Below are 24,093 nucleotides of genomic sequence, written 5' to 3'. Positions count from 1 at the left end.
TTAGCGGCTTCGTTTGGCGTGGAATACTATTCGTATATCCAATCGGATCGTAACGCTTGGATGAGATGAGATGGAGTTGAACCGTATGAACAAATGGCTGTCGCTTCGCCGCTGGAAACAAACCTTTTCCCGTGTATCCGTGCTCTTGAGGCATCCGCAGGTATCTGCCCGTGATAAGCTGGTTTTCCTTATTCCTGTCGCTTTATATTGGGTGCTGCCCGATGTGCTGGTGCCGATTCCTTTTATGCCAATTGACGATATTGTGGTGACGATGCTCGCGGCGAATTGGTTCGCCAGATGGATGGAACGTAAGTATGACATCCATTGATTGTACGGCTCGGTTACTTAAGGAATTATGAAGCTTCGGGTTGAACTTAGACGATGTATTTTATACAATGAATAAGATTAGTGGACTTTTACCACATAAGAATTTAGATCATCATAATGATAGATTGAAGGAGCGACCTGACTATGAAATGCAAAATTTCCCGCGCTGCGGCGAAAGTTCTTCGCACGGAGTTGGACAAGCCGGAAAATGAAGGCAAACTGCTTCGTGTTCATGTGACGCATGCGCATGGCGATCACGCACACTATGGCATGGGAATCGATACGCCTACGGATAAAGATGAAGTCGTAACGACGGACGTTGGTATCGACGTTATTCTGGAGAAAGGCGTCGATTTCCTCGACGGCGTTCGGATTGACTATTTCTATGTACCGCAAGAAGGATTTGCCGTGACGAATCCATCCCGTGGCAACCACGGCGATCACTAATCGTAAACGATCATGCCTAACGACATAAGAATTTGCGATAAGTGTAATCACATCCGCGTCAAGACGATGCTGCCCAAGCTGGCGAAGCTGGTTCCGGAATCTGAGATCAAGGTCGGCTGCAAGAATTATTGCGGACCATGCGCCAAGTATCCGTTCATCTTCATTAATGGCCGATACTTGAAGGCAACCTCAGAAGACGAGGCAATCGAGAAAGCGAAGCAGTACATCAAATAAATGCGCAGCAAGGTCAACAACAAGGCCCTTCATCTCCGAATATTCGGAGATGAAGGGCCTTGTTGTTATTCTGTATAGCGCTAGGAGGCTTTCGCGGCCTCTGTATCCTTCGATTTCGAATTAGCCTGCGTTTGAGCTTGGCCTTGGGCTGCGCGATCATTCAGCCTGCCGATAATGTTATACTGTACCGTCATGTCCGAGACGCGGAGTTCTTCGCGTGCTTGCTTCGCGCCATCGATGCAGCCAGCCATATCAACGGTATTGCCTGTGTTGGCGTCATAACATGTACCGTGCTCAAGAATGCCGTCAGTCGGAGGCATGTAGTATACCGTTCCGTCTGTAAAGCCGCCGTTGCGGTAGACGACTTTCTTGCCATCCAACGGCTTGGATAGAACTAGCGGTGTGCCGACCTTGTGCAAATCTGCGCTCGAGATGCCAAGCAGATGCATAATCGTTGGCGATACATCGAGTTGGCCGCCTACGTTATGATAAGTGCCGGCATGTTTGCCATCTGGCAGATGAACCAGGAATGGCACTTCCTTGAGTACTTGCTGCCGCTGGATCTCATTCAACGGATGACCGAGCAGCTGCTCGAACGGCTCCCATTCACGAATGGAGTTGTCATGGTCACCATAGAACAAGAAGATGGAACGATCCCACAGCCCTTCCTTCTTCAACTGCTCGATGAAGTTGCCGAGCGACTCGTCCACATAATGAACAGCCTGCAGATAGTCTCCGAACATCGTACCTTTGAAGGAGCCAATGTCCAGCTTCTGATAGCTTGCTGGCAGCGCGTAAGGATGGTGGCTCGACAGCGTAATCAGGAACGAGTAGAATGGCTGCTTCTGTTCGCTCATTACGTCCGTTGATTGTCGGAAGAACGAATTGTCGCCAAGCGACCAGCCGAGCGGTTCATCGATTGTAAAATGTTTGCGGCCGTAGAACGTATCATATTGCATCCGCTCATACATCGTATTGCGGTTCCAGAAGCCGCCGTCATAGGCGTGGAACACCGAAGTCGTATAACCTGCCGCCTTCAGCGCTGCTGGCGTACAGTCGAAGTCGTTCTGCGCGTACTGGATAAATACAGAGCCGCTAGGCTGCGGTTGAACCGAACATTGTACGGCAAAATCGGCGTCCGACGTACGGCCTTGCGATGTCTGGTGCGAGAAGTTATCGAAGTAGGCACTCTCTTGAATCAGCTTATTCAAGTTCGGTGTAATCTCTTGTCCGCCAATCGATTGGCCAATGACGAAATTCATGAATGCTTCGGCTTGCACCATAATGACGTTGCTGCCTTTATATTCACCGAAGGTTGGATCTGCTTCGAGCGAGCGGCGTACATCACCACGCGCTTTGAACCATTCCTCCGCTTCTTGGATCTGCTGATCGGATGCAACTGCTTTATGAATCCAATGCTGGTTCGCGTAACGGTAGACGTCGTATCCATGGAAGCCTAGAACGCCTGTTACGTTATAGATGGACAAGTTCCACCAGTTGCCGACGAACAGTCCCTGCGCCCATGTCCGTTTCGCGATGTTGACTGGTACGAAGACCAGCGTAACTCCCGTTGCGAACACGATCAACATGAACGATAGTCGGAACAGCCAGCGGCGGAGCAAAGGAGATTTGCGGCTGTTGAAGCTTAGTCGAGCAGCTTTGTTCTTTCTGCCCATCGATCGGAAGCCTAGAATCGACAGGACGATGACGAACGGCCAATCGGCGAAGAACCAGAGATCATTCCAGCCGAGCAGCGAGTCGATGCTGTCGCCCAGCGATTCGACTTGGCCAGCCTGCGTCAATACAGGAACGGAGATCAGGTCTTGAAAGTATCGGAAATAAATAAGGTCTGCATATATGACAAACGTTAGAATCAAATTCAGAACGATAAGAGCAATCATCCTGCCGCGTTTGGGCAGCAGAATCGTCCAGAAAGAGGCGAGCGCGAGCGTGCCCAGCGCAACGAAGACGTCATCGACGTTCATCGCCATGTTCGGGACGTTAATAAAGCGATCGAACATAAACAGTTTCAGCATCATCAATACATAAAAAGATAACAGGTCCGCAGCAAGGAAACGGACAAGCAGTCCGGCGGAAACGTGCAATCCGCGCCTTGCAGCTTGTTGCAGCGGTCTTTCCATACTTCAATTTAGCCTTCTTTCTTAACAAAATATGAATAGAGGTAGTTCAAAAAGGTCATTATCCCATTATAGTCTAGCGAGCAGACATTGCAAGGTTCAGGAAATGGTTGGATATTGTCATTGTTGCCGAATTGCAGCGGTTATAAGCGCACAGGAGAGCGGTGTCAGCGCTATTAAAAGAAGGGCACTACTATGATGCGTAATAAGCGAGATTAAGCCGCTTTTGTATGCAAAAAAAGGGTTAAGCAGATCCGATGCATCTGCTCAACCCTTACGGTTATAACAACCCTACTCCATATTGCGTGGAGGAAGCGGGCCCATATACTGATACAGCTGACATTCAATACGGCCATTGTACAGCTTCCGTTTCTTATCCGCGTTTCTCGTGAATTGATGCTCGAACTGCTTCGAAGGGCTCATCGCGAACAATGACCAGTTCTGCAGCATCAAGTAGACGAAGCCAAGCTGACGAATCGTTTTCTCCGCTTCCTTGTCATCGAGAAGACGCTCGCCGTAGGGCGGGTTCGTTACGATCACCCCGTATGAGCCTTGCGGCTGTGCCTTTGCTACAGGGAGCGTGCGAAGTTTGATCTCTTTGGCGAAGCCTGCTTTCTTCACCGCAGCTTCAGCAACTTCGATCGCAGCAGGGTCGATGTCGGAGCCTGCAATATCGAGCGGCACGTCATCGTTCACGAGGTCATAAGCTTCCTCGCGCGCTTGCGCCCACAGCTCTTCCGGCACGAGCGGCCAATGCTCGCTGTTGAACGAGCGGCGAAGTCCCGGCGCTACGTTCCATCCCATCATGGCAGCTTCGACGAGGAAGGTGCCGGAGCCGCAGAACGGATCGTACAGAGGACGATTCGGCGCCCAGCGGCTGAGCTGCAGAATGGCAGCGGCCATCGTTTCCTTCAGCGGCGCTTCGGTTACGAGCTTCCGATAGCCGCGCTTATGAAGACCTGGGCCAGTCGTATCCAGCGTCAGCAACGCCTTATCATTGAGCAAGTTTACTTCGATAACGAAGCGGGCGCCGTCCTCTGGGAACCATTCGGTGCCGTAGCGCTCTTTCATTTTCTCAACGACAGCTTTCTTCACGATCTTCTGGCATGCAGGCACGCTGGAGAGCTGCGACTTGAGAGAGCGGCCCTCGACCGGGAATTCGCCATCTCCTGGAATCCAGTCCGGCCAATCGAGCGCCTTCGTGCCTTCGAACAGATCGTCGAAAGTGGTCGCTTCGAACTCTCCCATCTTAACGAGTACCCGATCAGCGGTCCGAAGCCATAGATTCGTTCGGCAAATGTCTGCAGGCACGCCTGTGAAAGTAACTCTGCCGTTCTCGACTTTCTGATCTGTATAGCCGAGCTCCTTGAGCTCGCGCGCGACGATTGCTTCCAGTCCCATTGGAGCAGTAGCAATCAGTTGTATCTTACGTTCTGTCATCGTCATCCCCGTTTCCTGTCGTAAGCGGCAATTCGTATTTGTACACCGCACCTATAAATCATACAATCAAGTATAGGATAAAAGCATATAATTGTACAAATGTACAGAAGCGTATGCTTACGAAGTCAGCAATTTGCTTACAGGCAGTATTATCGAAGAAGAGAAAGCAAATTGCTTTTAGGAGGAAAAGAAATGACGAATGATCAGAATAAACAGAATCAAACCGAAGCAGGGGCTAACCTAGGAGGCGAAACAACCGTTTCAACGGCTGAGCGCTACGTAGACGGATTGTTCCCTCAAGATGCGCAGTGGACATACGTACGAGAGCAGTTGGCTGCTAACGATATGCCGGATATTTCAGTTGAGCCGGGATATGGAAGACTGCTGACCTTGCTTGTGCATGCGTCAGGCGTGCAGGATGCATTAGAGATCGGTGCATTAGGCGGTTACAGCGGAATCTGTCTCGCACGCGGCTTGAAGCCCGGGGGAAGTCTTGTGTCGCTGGAGCTAAAGCAGGAGTTTGCAGATGTGGCGCGGCGCAATATGGAAGCAGCTGGTTTCGGAGAGGTAGTCGACTATCGGATCGGCGATGCGAAGCAGTCGCTTGCGCAGTTGGCAGAGGAGGGAAGGAAGTTCGACTTCTTCTTTATTGATGCGGACAAAGGCGGTTACCCGGAATACTTGGAGTGGGCGATTAAGCTGGCACGGCCAGGCGCGGTAATTGCTGCTGACAATACTTTGCTTCGCGGCAAAACGATAGATTCAACTCGGAACGGCCCATCCGTGCAGGCGATCCGTTCATTCAATGAACGAATCGCCAATGACGAGCGGCTGATCGGCGCGATGCTGCCAGCTTATGATGGGCTTGCGCTAGCTGTAGTGAAGTAGTTGGGTGTCATTCATATACCCGAGAGCGTATGAAGCGAATTTTAAGCTTTGGATTTTACTCGCAAACGCCGCAGCAACGTTTGATATACCCAGAACGAATTGGCGAACATAAGCGCTGCTGACAACAGGAACAGCCCTTGGATGCCGATCCAACCCGATAGAATGCCGCCTGTGATCGGACCAACCATGTTGCCGAGTCCAAGTGTACTGCTGTTAAAGCCGAACGCGCGTGAAGCCATGCCTTCAGGCGCGTATTTGCGCAGCAAGGAATTGACGGATGGGACGAGCCCGCCAAGAAAAATACCTAGTGCGAACCGGGAAATCAGCAGCTGCCATACGGTTTGGGCGAATGCCTGCGGTATGAACATAACAGCTGCGCCAACAAGCGCGACGCCGAGAATTTTCTCACTGCCAATGCGATCGCTCAGCTTGCCGAGTATCGGCGAAGCAACCATATTGGACAAGCCAGTAACGGAGCCGACGAAGCCCGAGTAGAACGCTAAGTTCTCGGTTGTGCCATGCAGTTTCTGAACAAGCAGCGGAATGAGTGTCATCGGGCTCATCATAGCGAATTGGATCAGGAACGTCGCTGCGAACAGCGCTGGGATTTGCGGAACGCGGCTAAGCTTCAGCAGCCCTTCTCGAACGGTCATTTGACCCGCTGCGGCAGCCGCCTGCTTATCGATCCGCTCTTTCACGACGAACATCGAGAGCAGCGAGGCGAGAAACATCATAATGCCGGTTATGTAGAAAATCGGTCGGAATCCGACGGCGTCAGCCATCAAGCCGCCAATGAACGGACCAAGGATTGTGCCGGCGATGCCGCCTGATTGAAGAGTGCCCATGGCGAATCCGATCTTGTCTTTAGGCGTCGTCGACGAAACGAGGGAGACCGATGCAGGGTTGAAGCCGGATATGGTACCGTTCAACATGCGGAGTACAAGCAGCTGCCATGGCTGCGTGGCAAAACCCATGAGAACCATGACAACCGCCATGCCGAAGCCTGACCGGAGCAGCATCGGCTTACGGCCATATTTATCTGACAGCTTGCCCCAGAATGGCTGGAACAAGAACGAGGTAACGAAGTTAGCGGCGAAGATAAAGCCTGCCCACATGGAGATTTGATGCTCGCCCTTCACGCCAAGATCACTCTGCAGATAAAGAGACAGGAAAGGGACGATCATTGTCATTCCTGCCATTACGAGAAATTGGCCGACCCAGAGTACGGCCAAGTTTTTTTTCCATTGCTCCACAATCACTGCCTCCGTTCTCGTAGATGATGTAAAAATTGTTACTTGTATAGCATAACGCTTTGTGGCGATTTTACGTATGGGCCCTACTGGAATTTCATCGGATCCTCATGTGATTGTCAAAGTATTGTCATCGATAGTCGAAGTCTGGCGGTTGTTAGCTCTTCCCAAAACGGGCATAATGGAAACGAAGAGATAATAGCGGAAATGGGGAACGGAAATGAGCTTCAACGACCGATTTATTCGTGCCGTACGGCAGGAGCCTGTCGATCGCGTGCCTGTGTGGTACATGCGGCAGGCGGGACGTTACGACCCCGATTATCGGAAAATTAAAGAGAAATACTCGCTGCTTGAGATTTGCCGGCAGCCTGAGCTCGCGGCAGAAGTAACGATGATGCCTGTACGGAAGCTGGGTGTTGACGCGGCTATTTTATATTCAGATATTATGAATCCAGTAGCTTCGATCGGGATCGACTTCGATATTGTTGCCAATATCGGACCAGTTATCGCTAATCCGATTCGCAGCGCTGAAGATGTGGACCGGTTGAAGCCGATTGACGTTGAAGGCGATCTAAACCACGTCATTGAGACGATCCGCATTCTCGATCGCGAGCTGGATGTGCCGCTTATTACGTTTGCAGGCGCTCCGTTTACAATCGCAAGCTACTTGATAGAAGGACGTCCATCTAAGAACTACTTGCGCACGAAGGCGCTTATGTACAGCGAGCCGCAAGTGTGGCATAAGCTGATGGACAAGCTCGGCGATATGGTTATCGCATACTTGCGTGCGCACATGGCGGCAGGCGGGAAGGCGTTCCAGTTGTTCGACAGTTGGGTAGGCGCACTTGCGCCGCATGACTTCCGCACGTTTGTACTGCCAACCATTGAACGGATCTTTGCAGAACTGTCTGATTTGCCGCAACCGAAAATCTACTTCCCAGGCGTTGCATCTGGTGAACTGCTTACTGAGCTTCATAACGTTAAGGCTAACGCGGTAGGTCTTGATTGGCGCGTATCCATTCCAGAGGGCAGACGCCGTCTGGGCGGCAAGTTTGCCGTGCAGGGCAATTTGGACCCGGTCGTGCTGACAGCGCCTCAATCCGTTATTGAAGCGCATGCGAAGTCCATTATTGATCAAGGACTCGAGCAGCCAGGCTTCGTATTCAATCTCGGTCATGGCTTGTTCCCTGAAGCTTCGCTGGAGAAGCTCAAGGATTTGACCGCATTCGTGCATCAATATTCGGCTAATGCCATTGCATCAAGCCGTCCGGAAGGAGCGAATAGCCATGTCTAATCGAATCGGCGTGCTTGTGATGTCCTATGGGACGCCACAGAGCATGGATGATATTGAAGCGTATTATACGCATATTCGCCGCGGTCATCCGCCGACGCCAGAACTGCTGGAAGAGCTTCGCGGTCGTTATGAAGCGATCGTAGGTGGCGTATTCCCGCTGCGCGAGAATACGGACCGTCAAGTGGCATCGTTGCAAGATAAGCTGGAGCAGGTGGCGCCAGGCCGCTACGTATGCTATCAAGGGCTGAAGCATGCGCATCCGCTTATCGAAGAAGGCGTGCAGACCATGGCTGCCGACGGCATCAAGCAGGCTATCGGCATCGTATTGGCGCCGCATTATTCGGTGATGAGCGTAGGCTCTTACTTAAAGCGTGCGAAGGAGCAGGCAGCAGAGCATGGTATCGAGTTCACGGGCATCGAGTCCTACCATCTTCATCCGAAGCTGCTTGCAGCATTGACGGAACGTGTGGCAGGCGGATTGCAGAAACTCGCGGACACCGTTCGCGCAGAGCGCAGCAATGCAGAAGCTGTAAGAACGAAAGTGCTGTTCAGTGCGCATAGCTTGCCTGAGAAAATCCGCGAAATGAATGATCCGTACGAGAAGCAGCTTCTTGAAACATCGGAAGCCGTTGCGAAGGCGGCAGGGATAACGGATTGGCAGTTCACATGGCAGAGCGCAGGCAGAACGCGTGAGCCATGGCTTGGTCCGGACATTCTTGAGACATTCCGTGTATTGCGCGAAGAAGGCTATGAAGCAGCGCTTGTCGCGCCGATCGGCTTTGTTTCCGATCACCTTGAAGTGCTGTATGATCTCGATATCGAGGCCAAAACATTCACGGCAGAATTGGGTATGTCGATGGAACGTATCGCAATGTTGAACAGCGATCCGTTATATATGGAGACACTTGCAGAATCAATCGTTGCAGCGACGGCGATTTGATCAATGAATGAATAGATAGTGAATAAACGGAGTTGGAAGCTGATTATGCTAGTCCGATAGGACAGTATGATTGTTCTTCCATCTCCGTTATTTTTTGTGCTTCCGCATGCTTCATGGACGATTGGAATGCTGGTATAATGGGTAAGTCTCATTAAACTGCCTAATCTATCAATGCTTGCTCGATAGAGGTTTTCTCAATGGAGGTCATTCGTTCATGTACGTATCGCGTTCGGAAACGCATCAGCAGAACAAGAAAAGACGAAGCCGACGTTTTCGGCGTTTAGCGGCTATTAATCTCGTAATGCTAGCAATTATTCTTATTCTTGGCGCCGTATTCTGGTCGACGATCTTCCCGAACAAGGAACCTGGGACGAAAACCGAGACGGCTGAACACAATGAATCTTCCGCCAATCAAGAACCGAATGAGGGGGCTGCTCATACAGATGATGCAGTTGGATCTGCGGATTCATCCACTGACGAAACAACTTCTGGCGGTGATACTGCTACGCCCAATGCTTCATCCGAAACCAGTCCCGGTACGGTAACAGAAGATAACGAGGGCAGTGCAGCGGCAAATCCAGATACGGATGGAGCAGGTACGAATGGAACGGCGTCGGATCAAGGTACGATTCGGCTTGCTTTTGTCGGCGATCTCTTATTAGGCTCCAGCGTGGAAACGACCATGCGCAAGCAGGGGTTGGATTATCCGTTCTCGGGCGCGCTTGAATATTTGACAAGTCCGGATCTGACAGCAGGCAATTTGGAGAATCCAATCACGACACGAGGCATACCAGCAGAGAATAAACAATATGTGTTCAAGGGATCGCCAGATTTACTTCCGCCGCTGAAGGAAGCGGGCTTTGATATTGTTAGTCTTGCGAACAACCATACCTTGGACCAAGGGACAGAAGGTCTGCTAGATACGATTAAGCATTTGAAAGAAGCCGGGATTGCGAATGTCGGCGGCGGCAATGATGATACAGAGGCGTTCGCGCCGGTTGTGCTCGAGAAGAATGGCATTAAAGTTGCCTATCTCAGCGTCAGCCGCGTCGTGCCAGATGGCATATGGAAGGCAGATAAGAATCATCCAGGCGTCGCTGAGGCATATGATTCGAGAAGGGCTGTTGCAGCCATCGCCAAGGCTAAGGAAGAAGCGGATCTCGTCGTCATCATGGTGCATTGGGGCGTCGAACGCGCTGATAAGCCGGTTGAGCATCAGACGACGCTGGCGCGCCAGTTTATTGATGCTGGGGCGGATCTCGTCATCGGAAGCCATCCTCACGTGATGCAAGGGTTTGAACAATATAAAGGCAAATGGATCGCATACAGCCTCGGCAATTTTATCTTTAATGTAACAACAACACCTCGAACCAAAGAAACAGGCGTACTCGATGCAGTCTGCACGCGGGGTGGAGATTGCGATCTTACATTCCATCCGATGGTGTCGGATCAATCGAGACCTGCGCCTGTAGAGCCTGAGAAGGCGAAGGAACTCACTGATTATTTGACGAGCATTTCGAAGGCATTTGGCGTAAAAGTGAATAAAGACGGCGTCATCACTGCGCACTGATGCGCAGAGGAGTGACTTTGGGGAAGCGGAGTGAGTTTGAGCTCCGTTCAAAGATCCAGATGTCACGTCCAAAGATCCTGATGTAAAGCGGAGTGACTTTGAACTCCGTCCAAAGATCCTGATGTAAGGAGGGAATAATCCGTGCGGAATCCATGCGTGGCGCATCGTGGCTGGTCGGGCAGAGCCCCGGAGAATACATTGGCAGCCATCGCGTTGGCGATGGAAGAGAAGCATCTGTTCTGGATCGAAATTGATGTGCAGCTATCCAAGGACAACATACCGGTCGTTATTCATGACTATACGTTAAGCCGTACGACGAATGGGATGGGAGAAGTGAAGGCGTATACCGCCGAACAACTTCAGCGTCTGGATGCGGGTGAATGGTTCAGCGATTCTTATCAGGGGGAGCATGTTCCTACATTGGATCAGGTGCTTGCCTTGACCTGCGGCCGCTGCCGCCTGAATGTTGAATTGAAGACAGATGGACGCTATCCAGGGCTTGCGCATGAAGTATTAAAGCTGATCTATCAATATGGATTGCAGCATGATGTCGTCATTACCTCCTTCTACATGCCCATCCTTCAGGAAGTTAGGAAGCTGTCGCAAGAGATCGCAATAGGCTTGATTATAGATGGTTGGCGGGATACGCTGATCGATGAGCTTAAGGAATTGAGATCGGACTTCCTATCGCTTGGTTACCGGCAATTGCATCCCGATCGGCTGCAGCAGCTTAAGGCTGCATCGATTCGGACAATGCTCTGGACATTGAATGACGTTCGAACGATTAAGAAATACGCGGCAATGGATCCAGACATCATGATCTGCACCAATTATCCGGAGAAGTGGCGAGAAGCGATTGTGCCGAAGAAGAAAAGCTAGCTTATCGAAACTTATAAGGTGAAAGGTAAGGCGAAAGCTTCATGTCTAACGAGATAATGGAGCCTGGATGGTTGTTCGATGATCCTTCAGGCCTAGCTTATCGAGCTGTTATTGGTGCAATTGGCGGAGGTGCCATTGCATTGCTGGCAGTTCGCCATAAGGCTTTGACGAAACGTGGCGCAATAGCTGCTGCAATCATGGGAATGGGATATACAACGTTAGGCGGGCTGGTGTGGATGGGCACGCTGCTCGCCTTCTTCTCTACTTCCACGCTTCTTTCCAAGTGGAAGCGAAAACAACACCGAAAAGCAGCGGCCGAATCATTGTACGAAAAGACCGGCGCTAGGGATGCAAGTCAGGTGTGGGCGAATGGCGGTATCGGTCTAGCCCTCTGCATCGGCAATGCCATCATGCCTCATGAGGGATGGCTTTACGTTTTCATAGGTGCAATGGCTGCTGTTAATGGGGATACATGGGCTACTGAATTGGGTTCGCTCAGCCGGAAGCCGCCAGTGTCGATCCGGACTGGAAAGCCCGTCCCGCCTGGAACAAGCGGCGGAATTACGGCTGCCGGCAGCGTTGCGGCGGCTGCAGGATCATTAATAATTGGATTAGCAGTAGTTAGTTTTCTGCTGATCGGGTCGGATTGGCGGGAGGGTGGTGCGGCGCTAGACATACCGATCGTCAGCTTGCTCGTCGCAGCCTTTTTCGGTGGAATTGCAGGTACTTTTTTCGATTCGCTGCTTGGAGCCTATGTTCAAGCGATGTTTCGATGTAGCGTTTGCGGCCGTGAAACGGAACGTAGCATTCATTGCAGCATGCCTACCAAGCCTCTTCGTGGATGGTACAGAATGGATAACGACGCGGTGAATATCGCTTCTTCTATTGTGGGAGGAGCCATTGCATGGGGAATCAGCCAATTTATTGGCTGATTTTTTGTTTTTAAAACCATCCACATTGTGCGACAAAATGTATCCGAAAACGGTTTATAAAATGATTGACAAGAGCGCGAAGCGAACCTATAATCACGAGTATAAGCGATTGTAAGCAGTTACATTACCAGTGGAGTTATCTGTAACAACATCGTTACGATGATGAGTCTGATGGAATGAAGTTCAATTCGCTATTTTTATTCTTACCATACGAAAACGATTTCGAAGCAGCGAGCTATCTCGACAAAATCTGCTTCACCCGCCTGAATCGTTGAATCGCATTGCCTATGCAATTCGTAAATTCGTAATACCTCTCAATTTATTCTCGAAACTAGAATTCGCAACACCATCACATCAATACCTCTTACATTATCGATTAAACCCAAGCAAGCCTCACAATTGAATGATTGAAGTAGAGAGATCTGCTAACTGGCGCAGTCATCCATAAGGATCAGGCTGTTTCATTGCCTGTGAATGGAATTAATTGCGCTTACATAACAAGAACACACACTATTGGATGTTCGGAGGGGGAAGTTGTTTTGCTGCGGATATTGCGCAAATATACGGTTACGATCGTCGTCGTTACAGTACTAGCGGCAGCTTTTTTATGGTGGAATAGTGGCAGGAATTTCGATGATAACGCAATGGCTGGCATACCGGAATACAGCAATGTGGACCAGCGTTCCATCCTTGAAGACGAATCGGTAACAAGCAAGCTCGAACCGACTTTCCTTAAGTATTACAGCAATGAGAAAGCAGAGGGCGTACAGGATACAGACGGGGTAGCAATTACGATTCCTGGCGACAAATACTCCGCGATGTCGCCGACAGGCGCATCGGTCGAGAGCAATATTGGAGAGGTAAGCGGTCAATCCGTTGTTCTGAAAGACGAGAACAGCTGGGTGGAATATAAGGTCGACATTCCGGCCGACGGCTTCTATCAGATGGGCATGAAGTATTACGCGATTGAGGGCAAACGTGCTTCGCTGCTTCGCACGGTACAGATCGACGGGAAGTTCCCATTCATGCAATCGAAGAAGCTGGAGTTTCTTCGGATGTGGCAAGAAGCTGGCGAGGTATGGACTGACAGCCAGCATAACGAATATAACCCTCGTCAAGAAGAAGTGTTCGGATGGCAGTATGCAGACTTCCGAGATTCGGAAGGCAAAGCATACGAAGCGCTGCGCTACCATCTGACGAAAGGCACACATACGATTCGAATTACTTCGATTCGTGAGCCTGGCGCAATCGGCGAGCTTCACATTTTCTCGCCGGTGCACCTGCCGACCTATGAAGAAGTCGCAGCGCAGTATGAGGCGAAAGGCTATAAAGACAGCTCGGGTCAAGTGATTAAGATCCAAGCGGAGGAAGCGACGCTGAAGTCAAGCCCGACACTTCGCCGCGTGGAGAACCGCGATCCAGCGACTGAGCCTTTCAATAAGCAAGGCGTAGGCTTGAACACGTTCGGCGGCGGCTCATGGCGTACTGGCGGACAGTGGGGCGAGTGGAACTTCGAGGTTCCGGAATCCGGATTGTACGAGATTGGCATGCGTGACGGCAGCTGGTTCCTGGATGGCATTCCGGTACAACGTCAAATCTACATCGATGGTCAAATTCCGTTCCAAGAAATGAATGCGGTTAACTTCGAATACGGCGGCTTCTGGCAGTTGAAGAAGCTGACGGATGATGAGGATAAGCCTTATAAGTTCTATTTGGAGAAAGGCAAGCACACGATGCGGATGGTCGTACAGGTCGGTGCATTGGGCGAAACGTTCGAGAAGGTGCAAAGCGTATCGCAGCGGATGTCGCTGCTGAGCCGCGAAGTTATTTTGTACACAGGTACGAACCCCGATAAGAACAGGGACTGGAAGCTGGAGAAGCGGATTCCGAATCTCATCCCTCGCTTGCATCTGATGGCTCGCGATCTCGATGATGCGATCAAGAAAATGTACTCGCTTGGCGTAACAAAAGGCAGCTCGCAAGTGAGCCCGCTTGGCATCGCACGCGATCAACTGCTCAACATGGCGAAAGACCCAGACACGATTCCTGGTCGACTGGTGCAGATGACAGATACGCAGACGTCGTTAGGTACTTGGATTAACGGTCTCAGCCAGCAGTCGCTGCAGCTTGACTATATCGAGATCAAATCGGCTGATGTGAAATGGCCGAAAGTAAATGCGAACTGGTTCGAGCGCACTTGGACGTCGATGCATGACTTCTTCCTCAGCTTCCAGAAGGACTATCGTGGCGTTGGCGATTCCTCGACAGACGAGAAAACGCTGGATGTATGGGTATCATATGGCCGCGATTGGGCCGCTATCATCAAGCAGCTAGCGGATGAAGATTTTACAGCAAATACAGGCATTAAGGTTAACATCAACGTCATTCCGACAGGCGACAAGAACAAGCTGCTGCTATCGACAACAGCAGGCCTGCAGCCTGACGTAGCGCTTGGTGTAGACGGTCAGGTGCCTATCGATTATGCGGTACGGAATGCGCTGGTCAACTTGAATACGTTCTCGGATTACAAAGACGTAGCAGATCGTTTCCGTCCAGGCGCACTGATTCCATATCGCTTCAACGGTGGAGACTACGCACTGCCGGATACGCAGAATTTCAACATGTTGTTCTATCGCAAAGATATTATGGATCAGCTTGGCGTAACGAAAATCCCAGACACATGGGAAGAAGTAATGGATCTCATTCCACTGCTTCAGCAGAAAGGCATGGATTTCTACTATCCGCATGCTCCGCTGAACCCGGATCTGGCGATCAATGAATTCTCGCCGTTCCTGTATCAGAATAAAGGTGACTATTACAAGGATAGCGGCATGTCCTCTAACCTGGATTCACCGGAAGCGATGAACGCATTCAAGATGTGGACGGGGTTGTTCACCAACTACAAGATCAACAAAGATGCGAACTTCTACAACCGTTTCAGAACGGGCGAGATGCCGATCGGTATCGCAGATTACTCCACGTACGTCCTGCTGTCGACGGCAGCGCCGGAGCTTACGGGATGGTGGGGCATGAAGCCGATGCCGGGTATCGAACAGGCTGACGGTCAAATCAATCGGACAACAGGCGGTCTGGCGCAGACAAGTGTCATGTTCCAGAAGTCCGATAAGAAGGATGAAGCATGGGCGTTCATGAAGTGGTGGAGCAGTGCCGATGTGCAAGAGCAGTTCGGGACAGAACTTGAAGCGCTGCTGGGCGTTGAAGCTCGCTGGAATACGGCAAACGTAGAGGCAATCAAACGTCTGCCTTGGCCAACGGAAGATATTGACTCGATTCTCGATCAGTGGAACTGGTTCAAAGAAAGGGAAATCGTTCTCGGTGGTTACTACACAACACGGATGGTGGCTAACATCTGGAACGAGGTCGTTCTTAATGGCAAGAACCAACGTGAGGCAATCGAGGATGGCGTGCTTGGCATTGATAAGGAAATCAACAAAAAACGTGAGGAATTCGGCTTGAAGGTCGATTCCTCCCTCAGTAATGAAGGGAGCGGGGGGCAATGAGCAACACGACCGTCGAACTGACGCGACCATCCGTCCAAGCGAAGCGATCGCCAGGCAAACTGGCGATCCTGTGGAAAGAGGTAAGGCGGCATAAAGTATCGTACTTTTTCTTAGCGCCTTTCCTGCTGCTGTTCACATTGTTTACGATCATACCGGTCATCACCTCATTCGCGCTCAGCTTTACGTACTACAACATGATCGAGTCGCCGAAGTTTATCGGTTGGTCGAACTATAAGCTGCTGTTTGTTGATGATGACATATTCTTGAAAGCGATTGCGAACACGCTCAAATTCGCAGTCATTACGGGTCCGGTCGGCTATATAATGGCGTTCCTGCTCGCATGGCTGATTAGTCAGATTCCAGTGAAATACCGGTTCATCTACACGTTGTGTTTCTATACGCCGGCGATTACGAGCTCCATTGCAATCTCGGTCGTATGGCTGTATATGTTCTCAGGTGACCGTTATGGCCTCATTAACTACTGGGCAATGAAGCTGGGTATTCTTAACGAACCGTGGCTGTGGCTGCAGAACATCAAGACGATTATGCCCGTGCTTATTATCGTTTCGCTCTGGATGAGTATGGGGATTGGCTTCTTGGCCTTCTTAGCAGGTTTGCAGAACGTGCCTCGTGATTATTATGAGGCAGGTGCAATTGACGGCATTAAGAATCGATTCCAAGAGCTGTGGTTCATCACCATTCCTTCGGTCAAACCGCAGCTGCTCTTCGGTGCAGTCATGCAGGTTGTATCATCACTGCAAGTATTCGACATTAGTATTCAACTGCTCGGAATGCCGAGTGTATTGTATGCCGGTCATACCGTCATGACGCACTTGTTCGACTACGCGTTCATCCGCTTCGAGATGGGTTACGCAACGGCAATTGCAGTCGTACTGTTCTTAATGATGGTCGGTTTGAACCGTGTCATATTCAGACTGCTGGGCAGCGGGGAGTGAAAATAGCGTGATTGGCACATCATCAATCGTTAAAGGAAAACGTTTTGACTTCAGCGGAATTTTTCTATATACATTCCTGACGGTCTTGGGTCTGCTTATGCTTGCGCCCCTTGTCTATATGTTCTCGTCAGCGCTGAAGCCGACTTCCGAATTGTTCTTGTTCCCGCCGCGGTTCTTCGTCGTCAATCCGACGCTGAAGAACTTTAAGGATCTGCTTCTTGCGACTGGAACATCGATCGTACCGTTCTCCCGGTACATCTTCAACAGTATTGTCGTCTCATCATTTATCGTAGTAGGCAGCATCGTTATTGCCGCAATGGCCGCTTATCCGCTAAGTAAGCACGATATGCCATTCAAGAAATTCATCTTCAACATGATTCTGCTTGCGCTAATGTTCGCACCGCAAGTTACGCAAATTCCGCAGTTTATCGTTATCAAAGAGCTGGGACTTATCAATACGTATGTAGCGTTAATTATTCCTGCCTTGGCAGCACCGGTATCCTTGTTCCTAATGAAGCAGTTCCTCGATCAAATTCCGAATGCCTTGCTTGAGGCAACACGAATAGATGGGGGCAACGAATGGACGACGTTCTGGAAAGTCGTCATGCCGATGCTGAAGCCAGCTTGGGCGACGCTGGCACTGTTCAGCTTCATTAGCGCATGGAACGATCCGTGGGCTGCGAACATTTATACAACAACCGAGGATATGAAAACGCTGCCGCTGGCGCTGCAGACGTTGAGCGGCGGATACGGCGTCGTTGCCCGGACAGGCACGGTAGCAGCTGCGAGCTTCTTGATGGTCGTACCGACGATCCTCGTGTTCGTAATTACACAACGGATGGTGCTTGAGACGATGGCCCACTCGGGAATCAAGGAGTGATGTCGCAGATGAAATCGATTCGTAATTACACACGCATCCTCTTGCTCGTATGCGCCATGGCGCTCGTATTACCGGCTGCTGCCTATGCGAAATCGCCGTACACCGGCTACATCTACAACTCGCAGGATGACGATAAGCCTGCGCTTAACGGTTATTTGTACGCGGATTCGTTCGACGGCTATGACATGACGTCCGGATCTTTCAAATCGCCAGAAGATTTGTTCGTTACACCAGACGATACGCTTTATGTGGTCGACAGCGGTAATAATCGAGTCGTACATATGGACCCGGATACGGGAGCTGTTCTTACCATCTACGGAGACAAAGAGGGTAAAGGAGCGCTGAACGGACCGAAAGGTTTATTCGTTGCGAAGGACAATAGCGTATACGTTGCAGATACGGGCAACAAACGGATAGTCGTATATAAGCCGGAAGGCACATTCGACCGTGAATTCGGCTTGCCGCAAAGCGAATTAATTGGCTCGGACTTCAACTATTCTCCAGCGAAGTTGGTTGTCGACAAACGTGGCTACATGTTCGTATCGAGCGAAGGTTCCTCGCTCGGACTTATGCAGATTCGTCCAGACGGATCGTTCGCCGGCTTCTATGGAGCGAACCATGTCCCGTTCTCGATGACTCGCGTGTTCGTGAAACTGATCGCTTCGAAGGAGCAGCGGGATCAGCTTGCATCTGCCAGACCGCCAGAATTCTCTAATCTGTTCCAAGATAATGAAGGCTTCATCTATACGACAAGTCTTGGCATTCGATTCGACCAAGTAAAGCGTCTCAGTGCTGTTGGCGTCGATACGCTGAATTCCGGCACTCACCGTTATGGTGACTACTGGATGAAAGAGGTCGATGGCGAGGTCGAGCATGAGACGATTGTCGACGTATCGGTCAGCAAAGACGGCTTCATCACGGCGCTCGATCAGACGAACGGTGAGCTGTACCAATACGATAAGCTCGGCAAGCTGCTGTTCATCTTTGGCGGACGAGGCAATCAGAACGGACTGTTCAAGACGGCGACAAGCGTTGCGGAAACTTCGGACGGCGCGATCTACGTCGCCGACCGTGAGCGCAGCCGTATCGATCGTTTCTATCCGACGCCATTCGCTGATAAGGTGCATGAGGCATCGATCCTGTATGTTGACGGCAAATACAACGAAGCGATGAAGCCTTGGCAGGAAGTGCTCCAGATGGACAGCACGTACGACATGGCTTATACAGCAATCGGCAAAGCGTACTACCGTCAGCACAAGTACAAGGAAGCGATGACATACTTCAAGCTAGGTTTGAACCGGGGTGGTTATTCCGATGCGATGTTCGAATATCGCAAGGTTTATATTAAAGCCCACTTCGGCACGATTATGACGATTGTGATCATCTGCTTCATCCTATTGCAAGTGCTTCTGAGGTATATGCGCAAACGCAAAATTGCCAAGAAAAGAAGCGAATTCCTCGGCACCATGAAAGGAGGGGGAGTCAGTGGAAGCCATTAAACTCGTACGACAATCCCTTTTTCATCCGTTCGATTTCTTTTACGATATCCAGTTCGAGAAGCGAGCGAAGCTAATCAATGCGGTTGCGATCATGGCGTTCGCCTGTGTGGCCAGAATTGTTAGTCTAATGCTTTCCGGGTTCGCTTTCCGAACGAGGGAGGCTGTGGATGTCTCGGTGCCGATCGAAATTTTGTGGATCGTCATTCCGTGGGTCACATGGGCTATCGCCAACTGGGCCGTCTCTACCATCATCGATGGTGAAGGCAAGTTCAAAGATATATTGATCAGCAGCTCTTATGTGTACTTGCCTTACATCGTCCTGATTATTCCAGTATCGCTGCTCAGCAACCTGCTGACGCTCAAAGAGATTTCGATTTATGGCGGGATCTACTATTTCATGTACGGCTGGATGGCGGTCATGTTGTTCCTGCAAGTCATGATTATTCACGACTTTGAGTTCGGTAAGACAGTCGGCATTATTCTGCTCTCGATACTCGGCATGATTATTATGTGGCTCATTATCGTGATGATCTACGGACTCGTGAACCAGGCGATCGTATTCGTCGTTAACATTCTGAAAGAGATTCGTTACAGGTCTTAGGAGGAGATGGCATGAGGATAAATCGTAAAAAAAGTCTGCTCCTTGCGACGGCCACTCTTCTGGCAGTTGTTTCAATCCCGGTATTCGGTGCTTCTGATTCGAACGGAACGGAGAGCAGCGCGGATGCTGTAACAACCAATGATGCAACCGCAGCGACGACTGAAACGAAGCCGACCGTTACGAAAACGCCAGTCAAGGCAACGCAGCTTGTAGCGCAGAATGATAGCTATCAACTGTATACGGACGGCAAGGAAGGTCAAGTACGGGTCGTAAGCAAGAAGACAGGGCAAGAATGGTTCAGCGCACCGCCAGTTGACAGTACAATGCCGCCAAACAATCTGAAATTTATCGAGAGCCCGATCACGATCAAATATTCGAATGGCAAAAGCATGGAGTCGACGTATCCGTCGAAAGCAAAGGCTGCCATCACGATGGCTCAGATTGATAATGGCGTTCGTTTCGACTATGACATGCCCGAGCTAGGCATCTCGCTGGCGATGGAATATACGCTTACCGCAGACGGTTTCAAAGTAAATATTCCGTTCGATTCCGTGAAGGAGAACGGTAAGGTAAGGCTTTCGAGTCTCGAAGTGCTGCCATTCCTGGAAGCGGGCGAACCTGGCACGGATGGTGCGATCCTCGTACCGGACGGCTCCGGCGCGCTGATGGATTTCAAGCCGACGCGGCCGAACACTTTTGACAGCTATAGTGAATTTGTCTACGGCGGAGATTATGCCTTCCAATCGAACATCGTCGAGAAGGTCGTCAAGATTAAAGAGGAAATGAATGCAAAGCCGCCAAGCGAGCAGATCGCACTGCCGGTATTCGGTACATACAGCAAGAATAAGAAGGGATTGCTTGGCATTATTACGGCAGGCGATGCAGATGCGAAGATTAATGCGACGCCTTCGGGTATCCGCAACATCAATTTGTATCGCGCGGGCGTGGAGTTTATGTATCGTAACAGCGATATTATCTTCGTCGGCAATTCAGGCGACATCCCGCTTATCCAGCGGGGCCTTATCCCTGGCGATCGGACGATTGCTTTCAAACTGCTTGAGAACAACGACGCGAGCTATGTTGGACTTGCGAAGTCGTACCGCACCTACCTTACAGAGGAGAAGGGGCTCAAGACTTCTGATTCGGATGGCAGTGCACTAAAGCTGACGTTGTTCGGCGGCGGTATCGAGGACAAAATCATCGGAAGCAAGTTCATCAAGATGACGACATTCGAACAAGCGAAGTCGATCGTAGATGACCTGTTAGCGCAAGGGATTACGAAGATTGAGTTGACGTATGACGGCTGGAACAATGACGGTAAGTATGGCGATCAGCCTGATCATTTCCCAGCAGAAAGCGCGCTAGGCGGCAATAAGGAACTAGAGAAGCTTGCTACTTATTTGAAGGAGAAAGGCATCAAGCTTTATCTCCGCGCTAACTACGTCAAAGAGATCAGCTCAAGCGATGGTGTAACGAAGTCGAAGGACGCCATTCGTGGTCTGAACAACGAGGCAATGAAAGTATACACGCCGTTCTACGACACGAATCAGATGTCGGGCGAGGCTTTCTATATGATGAAGCCGGAGCGTGTGTTCGATAAGTATATCTCGAAGGAAGCGGATGATTACGCTGATTTAGGTGTAGGTGGTGTCCTGCTGGAGTACATGGGCAAAACGTTGTACTCGGATCAGCAGCCCAACCCGCCGTTCATGCGGAACGAGACAATCGGCGTATGGCAGAAATCGCTAGATCTGATGAAGCAATCAACAGGTGGTTCAGCAGTCGAATATGGCTTTGCCTATACGCTCGGACATACCGACAACATCCAGAATGCGCCGATCGATTCCAGCCACTTCGTCTACATGGATGAGACGGTTCCGTTCTATCAGATCGCACTGCATGGACTCGTTCCGTATTCGGCCGATCCTTATAATCTGCAAGATGATCCACGCGTACACAAGCTGCGGCTTCTCGAGTATGGCGCAATGCCATCGTTCGAGCTGTCGTATAACGACCCGGCTGATCTGAAACGTACTTCGTTCGACTGGCTGCTGTCCAGTCAATGGAGCTATTGGTCGACCGAGACCGTTTCGACGTACAAGGAAATTGCAGGCGTTCTTGGCAGTTTAGCCAGTGAAGCGATCGTCGATCATGCGACGGTGCAGCGCAACGTTTATCGCACTACCTACGCGGATGGAACGAAGGTCACAGTCAACTATAACCGCAAAGCGGTGACGGTCGATGGTCAATCGATTGATGCTTACGGCTACGCGGTTCAGAAAGGAGGTAATGGCTAATGAAGAAAGGATTGTCCATGCGGACGCGGCATTACTTGGAAGGCTATATGTTTACGCTGCCGTGGGTTATCGGCTTTCTAGCATTCATGGCCGTACCTCTAGCTCGATCGCTCTACTTCTCGTTCAGTAAGCTGGAGATCAAAACAGCAGGCCTCCAAGCCCACTATATCGGGTTCGAGAACTTCCGAAAAGCGTTCACGGTCGACGTTGATTTCACGCCGAAGCTGATGGGAACGGTTAGCGGCCTTATTTTCAACGTACCGCTTATTCTTATCTTCGCGATGTTTACGGCGCTGCTGCTCAACCGCAACTTTAAAGGGAGAATGATATTCCGCGGGATCTTCTTCCTGCCGGTCATTATCGCATCGGGTACGGTACTAACGAAGCTCCGCGAGGATGGCGCAGCGAATTTGCCGATCTTCAAGCAATACGACTTGGCTTCGACGCTTAGCAGCATCATGCCCGTCGAGCTGGTCAGACCGCTGCTAGGCATTCTGGAGTCGCTCTCGCTATCGATGTGGGATTCTGGCGTACAAATTCTCATTTTCTTAGCAGGCTTGCAGTCGATTTCCGCGCATTTGTACGAGGCGGCGAAGGTGGACGGCGCAACGCCTTGGGAAATTTTCTGGAAAGTAACGTTCCCGATGATTACGCCGATGATTCTCGTCAACGCGCTGTTCAGTATCGTAAACTCTTTCACGAAGGCAGGCAATCCAATCATGGATTACATCATGGATGTCCTGTTCAAGAAGAACGATTTCGGTTACGGCGCTGCACTGGGATGGATTTATTTCTTAGTTTCCTTCGTCATTATCGGAATCGTCTTGTACTTGTTCCGGAACAGCTTAAGGGAAAGGGGCTGATCAGATGCAGTCGAACAACGTTGCCGCCACGATCCGCCAGACGCTTGCTTCGGGACGCGAGAAGACGAGTCCATATGTACCGGCAGCCAAACGGTATGGGCGCTCCACAGCGTCCTGGGTGTTCCATTACTTGATGCTGTTTGGTCTTGCATTCGTTTTCATTTATCCAATGCTGTACTTGATCAGTAAATCGCTGATGCAATCATCCGACCTGTCGGATGCCTCGGTTCAGTGGATTCCGAAGGAGCTGAACTTCAGCAACTTCAAATACGCGTGGGAAGCGCTGGATTACTTGCCTAAATTCAAGAACAGCATTATTACGTCACTGATACCGGCACTTGTACAGATCGCAAGCTGCGCATTCATCGGATATGGTTTCGCTCGTTACCGGTTCCCTGGTTATACGCTGCTGCTGGGATTTCTACTCTTCACGTTCCTGGTACCGCCGCAGACGATTATTTTGCCGCTGTACATTTTCTACAGTGACTTGCACTGGATGAATACGTACTTCCCGTTCGTTATACCGGCACTATTCGGACACGGTTTACGTGGTGCATTGTTCGTCATGATCTTCCTTCAGTTCTTCCGTGGTTTGCCAGGGCAGCTGGAGGAGGCAGCTCGCATTGACGGCGCAGGGGCGCTGCGGACGTTCTGGTCAATTATGTTCCCGCTGGCGCGTCCGGCGATGCTGGTCGTATTCTTGTTCTCGCTCGTATGGCATTGGAATGACACGTTCGAGCCAAGCTTGTTCACAACGATAGCAGATAAGTTCAACCTGATGCAGAGTCTCAAAGTTATGGATGGCCAAAGTCAGCTGCAGCTTCAGAACGGTACGGCTGCGATGACCGGCGATTTGACCGGACTTGTTCCTACGTTCGCAAACCGAGTAATGGCAGGATCGCTCATGACGATTCTCCCAATGCTTATCCTCTACTTATTCACGCAGCGTTACTTCGTTGAAAGTGTTGAACGAGCAGGTATTGCAGGTGAGTAATTAGCAAGCGCGTACCACATAGGTTTCATACTTGAGAGGGGGGATGCCCAGGAGACGTCGCTAGAAGACGTCCTGTGGCTTCAGACAAAGGAGTTCATAAGAATTGGGTAAATTCAAGAGGGGTATCGTTTAACGTTTAAACA

At 50.6% G+C, this 24,093-nt stretch carries 20 protein-coding genes; 17 read left to right on the top strand and 3 right to left on the bottom strand.

The features are described from left to right. The first annotated feature begins 70 nt into the window (after positions 1 to 70). The 3 genes from H8B09_RS12620 (at position 71) to H8B09_RS12610 (ending at position 1,008) form a co-directional block, all read left to right on the top strand. Entirely contained in the window at positions 71 to 328 is a 258-nt protein-coding gene (locus tag H8B09_RS12620) for a hypothetical protein (protein ID WP_224753560.1), read from the top strand. Positions 329 to 471: 143 nt separating this feature from the next. Further along, the gene (locus tag H8B09_RS12615) at positions 472 to 774 is read left to right on the top strand and encodes an iron-sulfur cluster assembly accessory protein (protein WP_191203900.1); all 303 of its coding nucleotides are present in this window, start codon (positions 472 to 474) and stop codon (positions 772 to 774) included. A 12-nt stretch (positions 775 to 786) separates the two neighbouring features. After that, positions 787 to 1,008 (top strand): YuzB family protein, encoded by a 222-nt coding sequence (locus H8B09_RS12610; protein ID WP_110045082.1) that lies wholly within the window; start codon positions 787 to 789, stop codon positions 1,006 to 1,008. A gap of 80 nt (positions 1,009 to 1,088) precedes the next feature. On the opposite strand, the gene H8B09_RS12605 is transcribed toward H8B09_RS12610, so the two are convergent. Together H8B09_RS12605 and H8B09_RS12600 are read right to left on the bottom strand one after the other, a co-directional pair. Then, positions 1,089 to 3,149: an LTA synthase family protein gene (locus H8B09_RS12605; RefSeq protein ID WP_191203899.1), complete on the bottom strand. Its 2,061-nt coding sequence runs from the start codon at positions 3,147 to 3,149 to the stop codon at positions 1,089 to 1,091. Between the two features lie 288 nt (positions 3,150 to 3,437). Next, positions 3,438 to 4,586 (bottom strand): THUMP domain-containing class I SAM-dependent RNA methyltransferase, encoded by a 1,149-nt coding sequence (locus H8B09_RS12600; protein ID WP_191203898.1) that lies wholly within the window; start codon positions 4,584 to 4,586, stop codon positions 3,438 to 3,440. 192 nt (positions 4,587 to 4,778) lie between these two features. On the opposite strand from H8B09_RS12600, the gene H8B09_RS12595 reads away from it, so the two are divergent. After that, positions 4,779 to 5,474, top strand: a complete 696-nt coding sequence (locus tag H8B09_RS12595) for an O-methyltransferase (RefSeq protein WP_191203897.1) — start codon at positions 4,779 to 4,781, stop codon at positions 5,472 to 5,474. Between the two features lie 41 nt (positions 5,475 to 5,515). Here the strand turns inward: H8B09_RS12595 and H8B09_RS12590 are convergent, their stop codons facing one another. After that, on the bottom strand, positions 5,516 to 6,727 hold the full coding sequence (locus H8B09_RS12590) for an MFS transporter (protein ID WP_191203896.1): 1,212 nt from the start codon (positions 6,725 to 6,727) through the stop codon (positions 5,516 to 5,518). A gap of 217 nt (positions 6,728 to 6,944) precedes the next feature. Here H8B09_RS12590 and hemE point away from each other — a divergent pair, with 217 nt between their 5' ends. The 13 genes from hemE (at position 6,945) to H8B09_RS12525 (ending at position 23,950) form a co-directional block, all read left to right on the top strand. Next, positions 6,945 to 8,018 carry a uroporphyrinogen decarboxylase gene (gene hemE / locus H8B09_RS12585; RefSeq protein WP_191203895.1) on the top strand — a complete coding sequence of 358 codons (1,074 nt, stop codon included), beginning with the start codon at positions 6,945 to 6,947 and terminating at the stop codon, positions 8,016 to 8,018. Then, complete coding sequence (gene hemH / locus H8B09_RS12580) at positions 8,011 to 8,958, top strand: ferrochelatase (protein ID WP_191203894.1); 948 nt, start codon at positions 8,011 to 8,013, stop codon at positions 8,956 to 8,958. The genes hemE and hemH overlap by 8 nt, the downstream gene beginning before the upstream one ends. Before the next feature lie 214 nt (positions 8,959 to 9,172). After that, positions 9,173 to 10,528, top strand: coding sequence for a CapA family protein (locus H8B09_RS12575; protein WP_191203893.1), 1,356 nt, complete (start codon positions 9,173 to 9,175; stop codon positions 10,526 to 10,528). A 141-nt stretch (positions 10,529 to 10,669) separates the two neighbouring features. Beyond that, complete coding sequence (locus tag H8B09_RS12570) at positions 10,670 to 11,407, top strand: glycerophosphodiester phosphodiesterase (RefSeq protein WP_191203892.1); 738 nt, start codon at positions 10,670 to 10,672, stop codon at positions 11,405 to 11,407. Positions 11,408 to 11,463: 56 nt separating this feature from the next. Further along, positions 11,464 to 12,339: a DUF92 domain-containing protein gene (locus tag H8B09_RS12565; RefSeq protein WP_191204508.1), complete on the top strand. Its 876-nt coding sequence runs from the start codon at positions 11,464 to 11,466 to the stop codon at positions 12,337 to 12,339. 539 nt (positions 12,340 to 12,878) lie between these two features. After that, complete coding sequence (locus H8B09_RS12560; protein WP_191203891.1) at positions 12,879 to 15,860, top strand: extracellular solute-binding protein; 2,982 nt, start codon at positions 12,879 to 12,881, stop codon at positions 15,858 to 15,860. Further along, positions 15,857 to 16,816, top strand: coding sequence for a carbohydrate ABC transporter permease (locus tag H8B09_RS12555; RefSeq protein WP_191203890.1), 960 nt, complete (start codon positions 15,857 to 15,859; stop codon positions 16,814 to 16,816). The genes H8B09_RS12560 and H8B09_RS12555 overlap by 4 nt, the downstream gene beginning before the upstream one ends. 7 nt (positions 16,817 to 16,823) lie before the next feature. Beyond that, complete coding sequence (locus tag H8B09_RS12550) at positions 16,824 to 17,696, top strand: carbohydrate ABC transporter permease (protein WP_318152602.1); 873 nt, start codon at positions 16,824 to 16,826, stop codon at positions 17,694 to 17,696. An 8-nt stretch (positions 17,697 to 17,704) separates the two neighbouring features. Next, complete coding sequence (locus H8B09_RS12545) at positions 17,705 to 19,195, top strand: hypothetical protein (protein ID WP_191203889.1); 1,491 nt, start codon at positions 17,705 to 17,707, stop codon at positions 19,193 to 19,195. Beyond that, the gene (locus tag H8B09_RS12540) at positions 19,182 to 19,796 is read left to right on the top strand and encodes a YIP1 family protein (protein WP_191203888.1); all 615 of its coding nucleotides are present in this window, start codon (positions 19,182 to 19,184) and stop codon (positions 19,794 to 19,796) included. Before H8B09_RS12545 ends, H8B09_RS12540 begins: the two co-directional genes overlap by 14 nt. Before the next feature lie 11 nt (positions 19,797 to 19,807). Next, the gene (locus H8B09_RS12535) at positions 19,808 to 22,093 is read left to right on the top strand and encodes a DUF5696 domain-containing protein (RefSeq protein ID WP_191203887.1); all 2,286 of its coding nucleotides are present in this window, start codon (positions 19,808 to 19,810) and stop codon (positions 22,091 to 22,093) included. Further along, a complete protein-coding gene (locus tag H8B09_RS12530) occupies positions 22,093 to 22,956 on the top strand; it encodes a carbohydrate ABC transporter permease (protein WP_191203886.1) in 864 nt (287 codons plus the stop codon). Before H8B09_RS12535 ends, H8B09_RS12530 begins: the two co-directional genes overlap by 1 nt. Positions 22,957 to 22,960: 4 nt before the next feature. After that, on the top strand, positions 22,961 to 23,950 hold the full coding sequence (locus H8B09_RS12525; protein WP_191203885.1) for a carbohydrate ABC transporter permease: 990 nt from the start codon (positions 22,961 to 22,963) through the stop codon (positions 23,948 to 23,950). The last annotated feature ends 143 nt before the right edge of the window (positions 23,951 to 24,093 follow it).

It is taken from the genome of Paenibacillus terricola, assembly GCF_014779765.1.
In the GTDB taxonomy this organism is placed as follows: Bacteria; Bacillota; Bacilli; order Paenibacillales; family Paenibacillaceae; genus Paenibacillus_T; species Paenibacillus_T terricola.
Note: the sequence above shows the minus strand (reverse complement) of the source record. Positions and strands in the feature narration are given on the sequence as shown.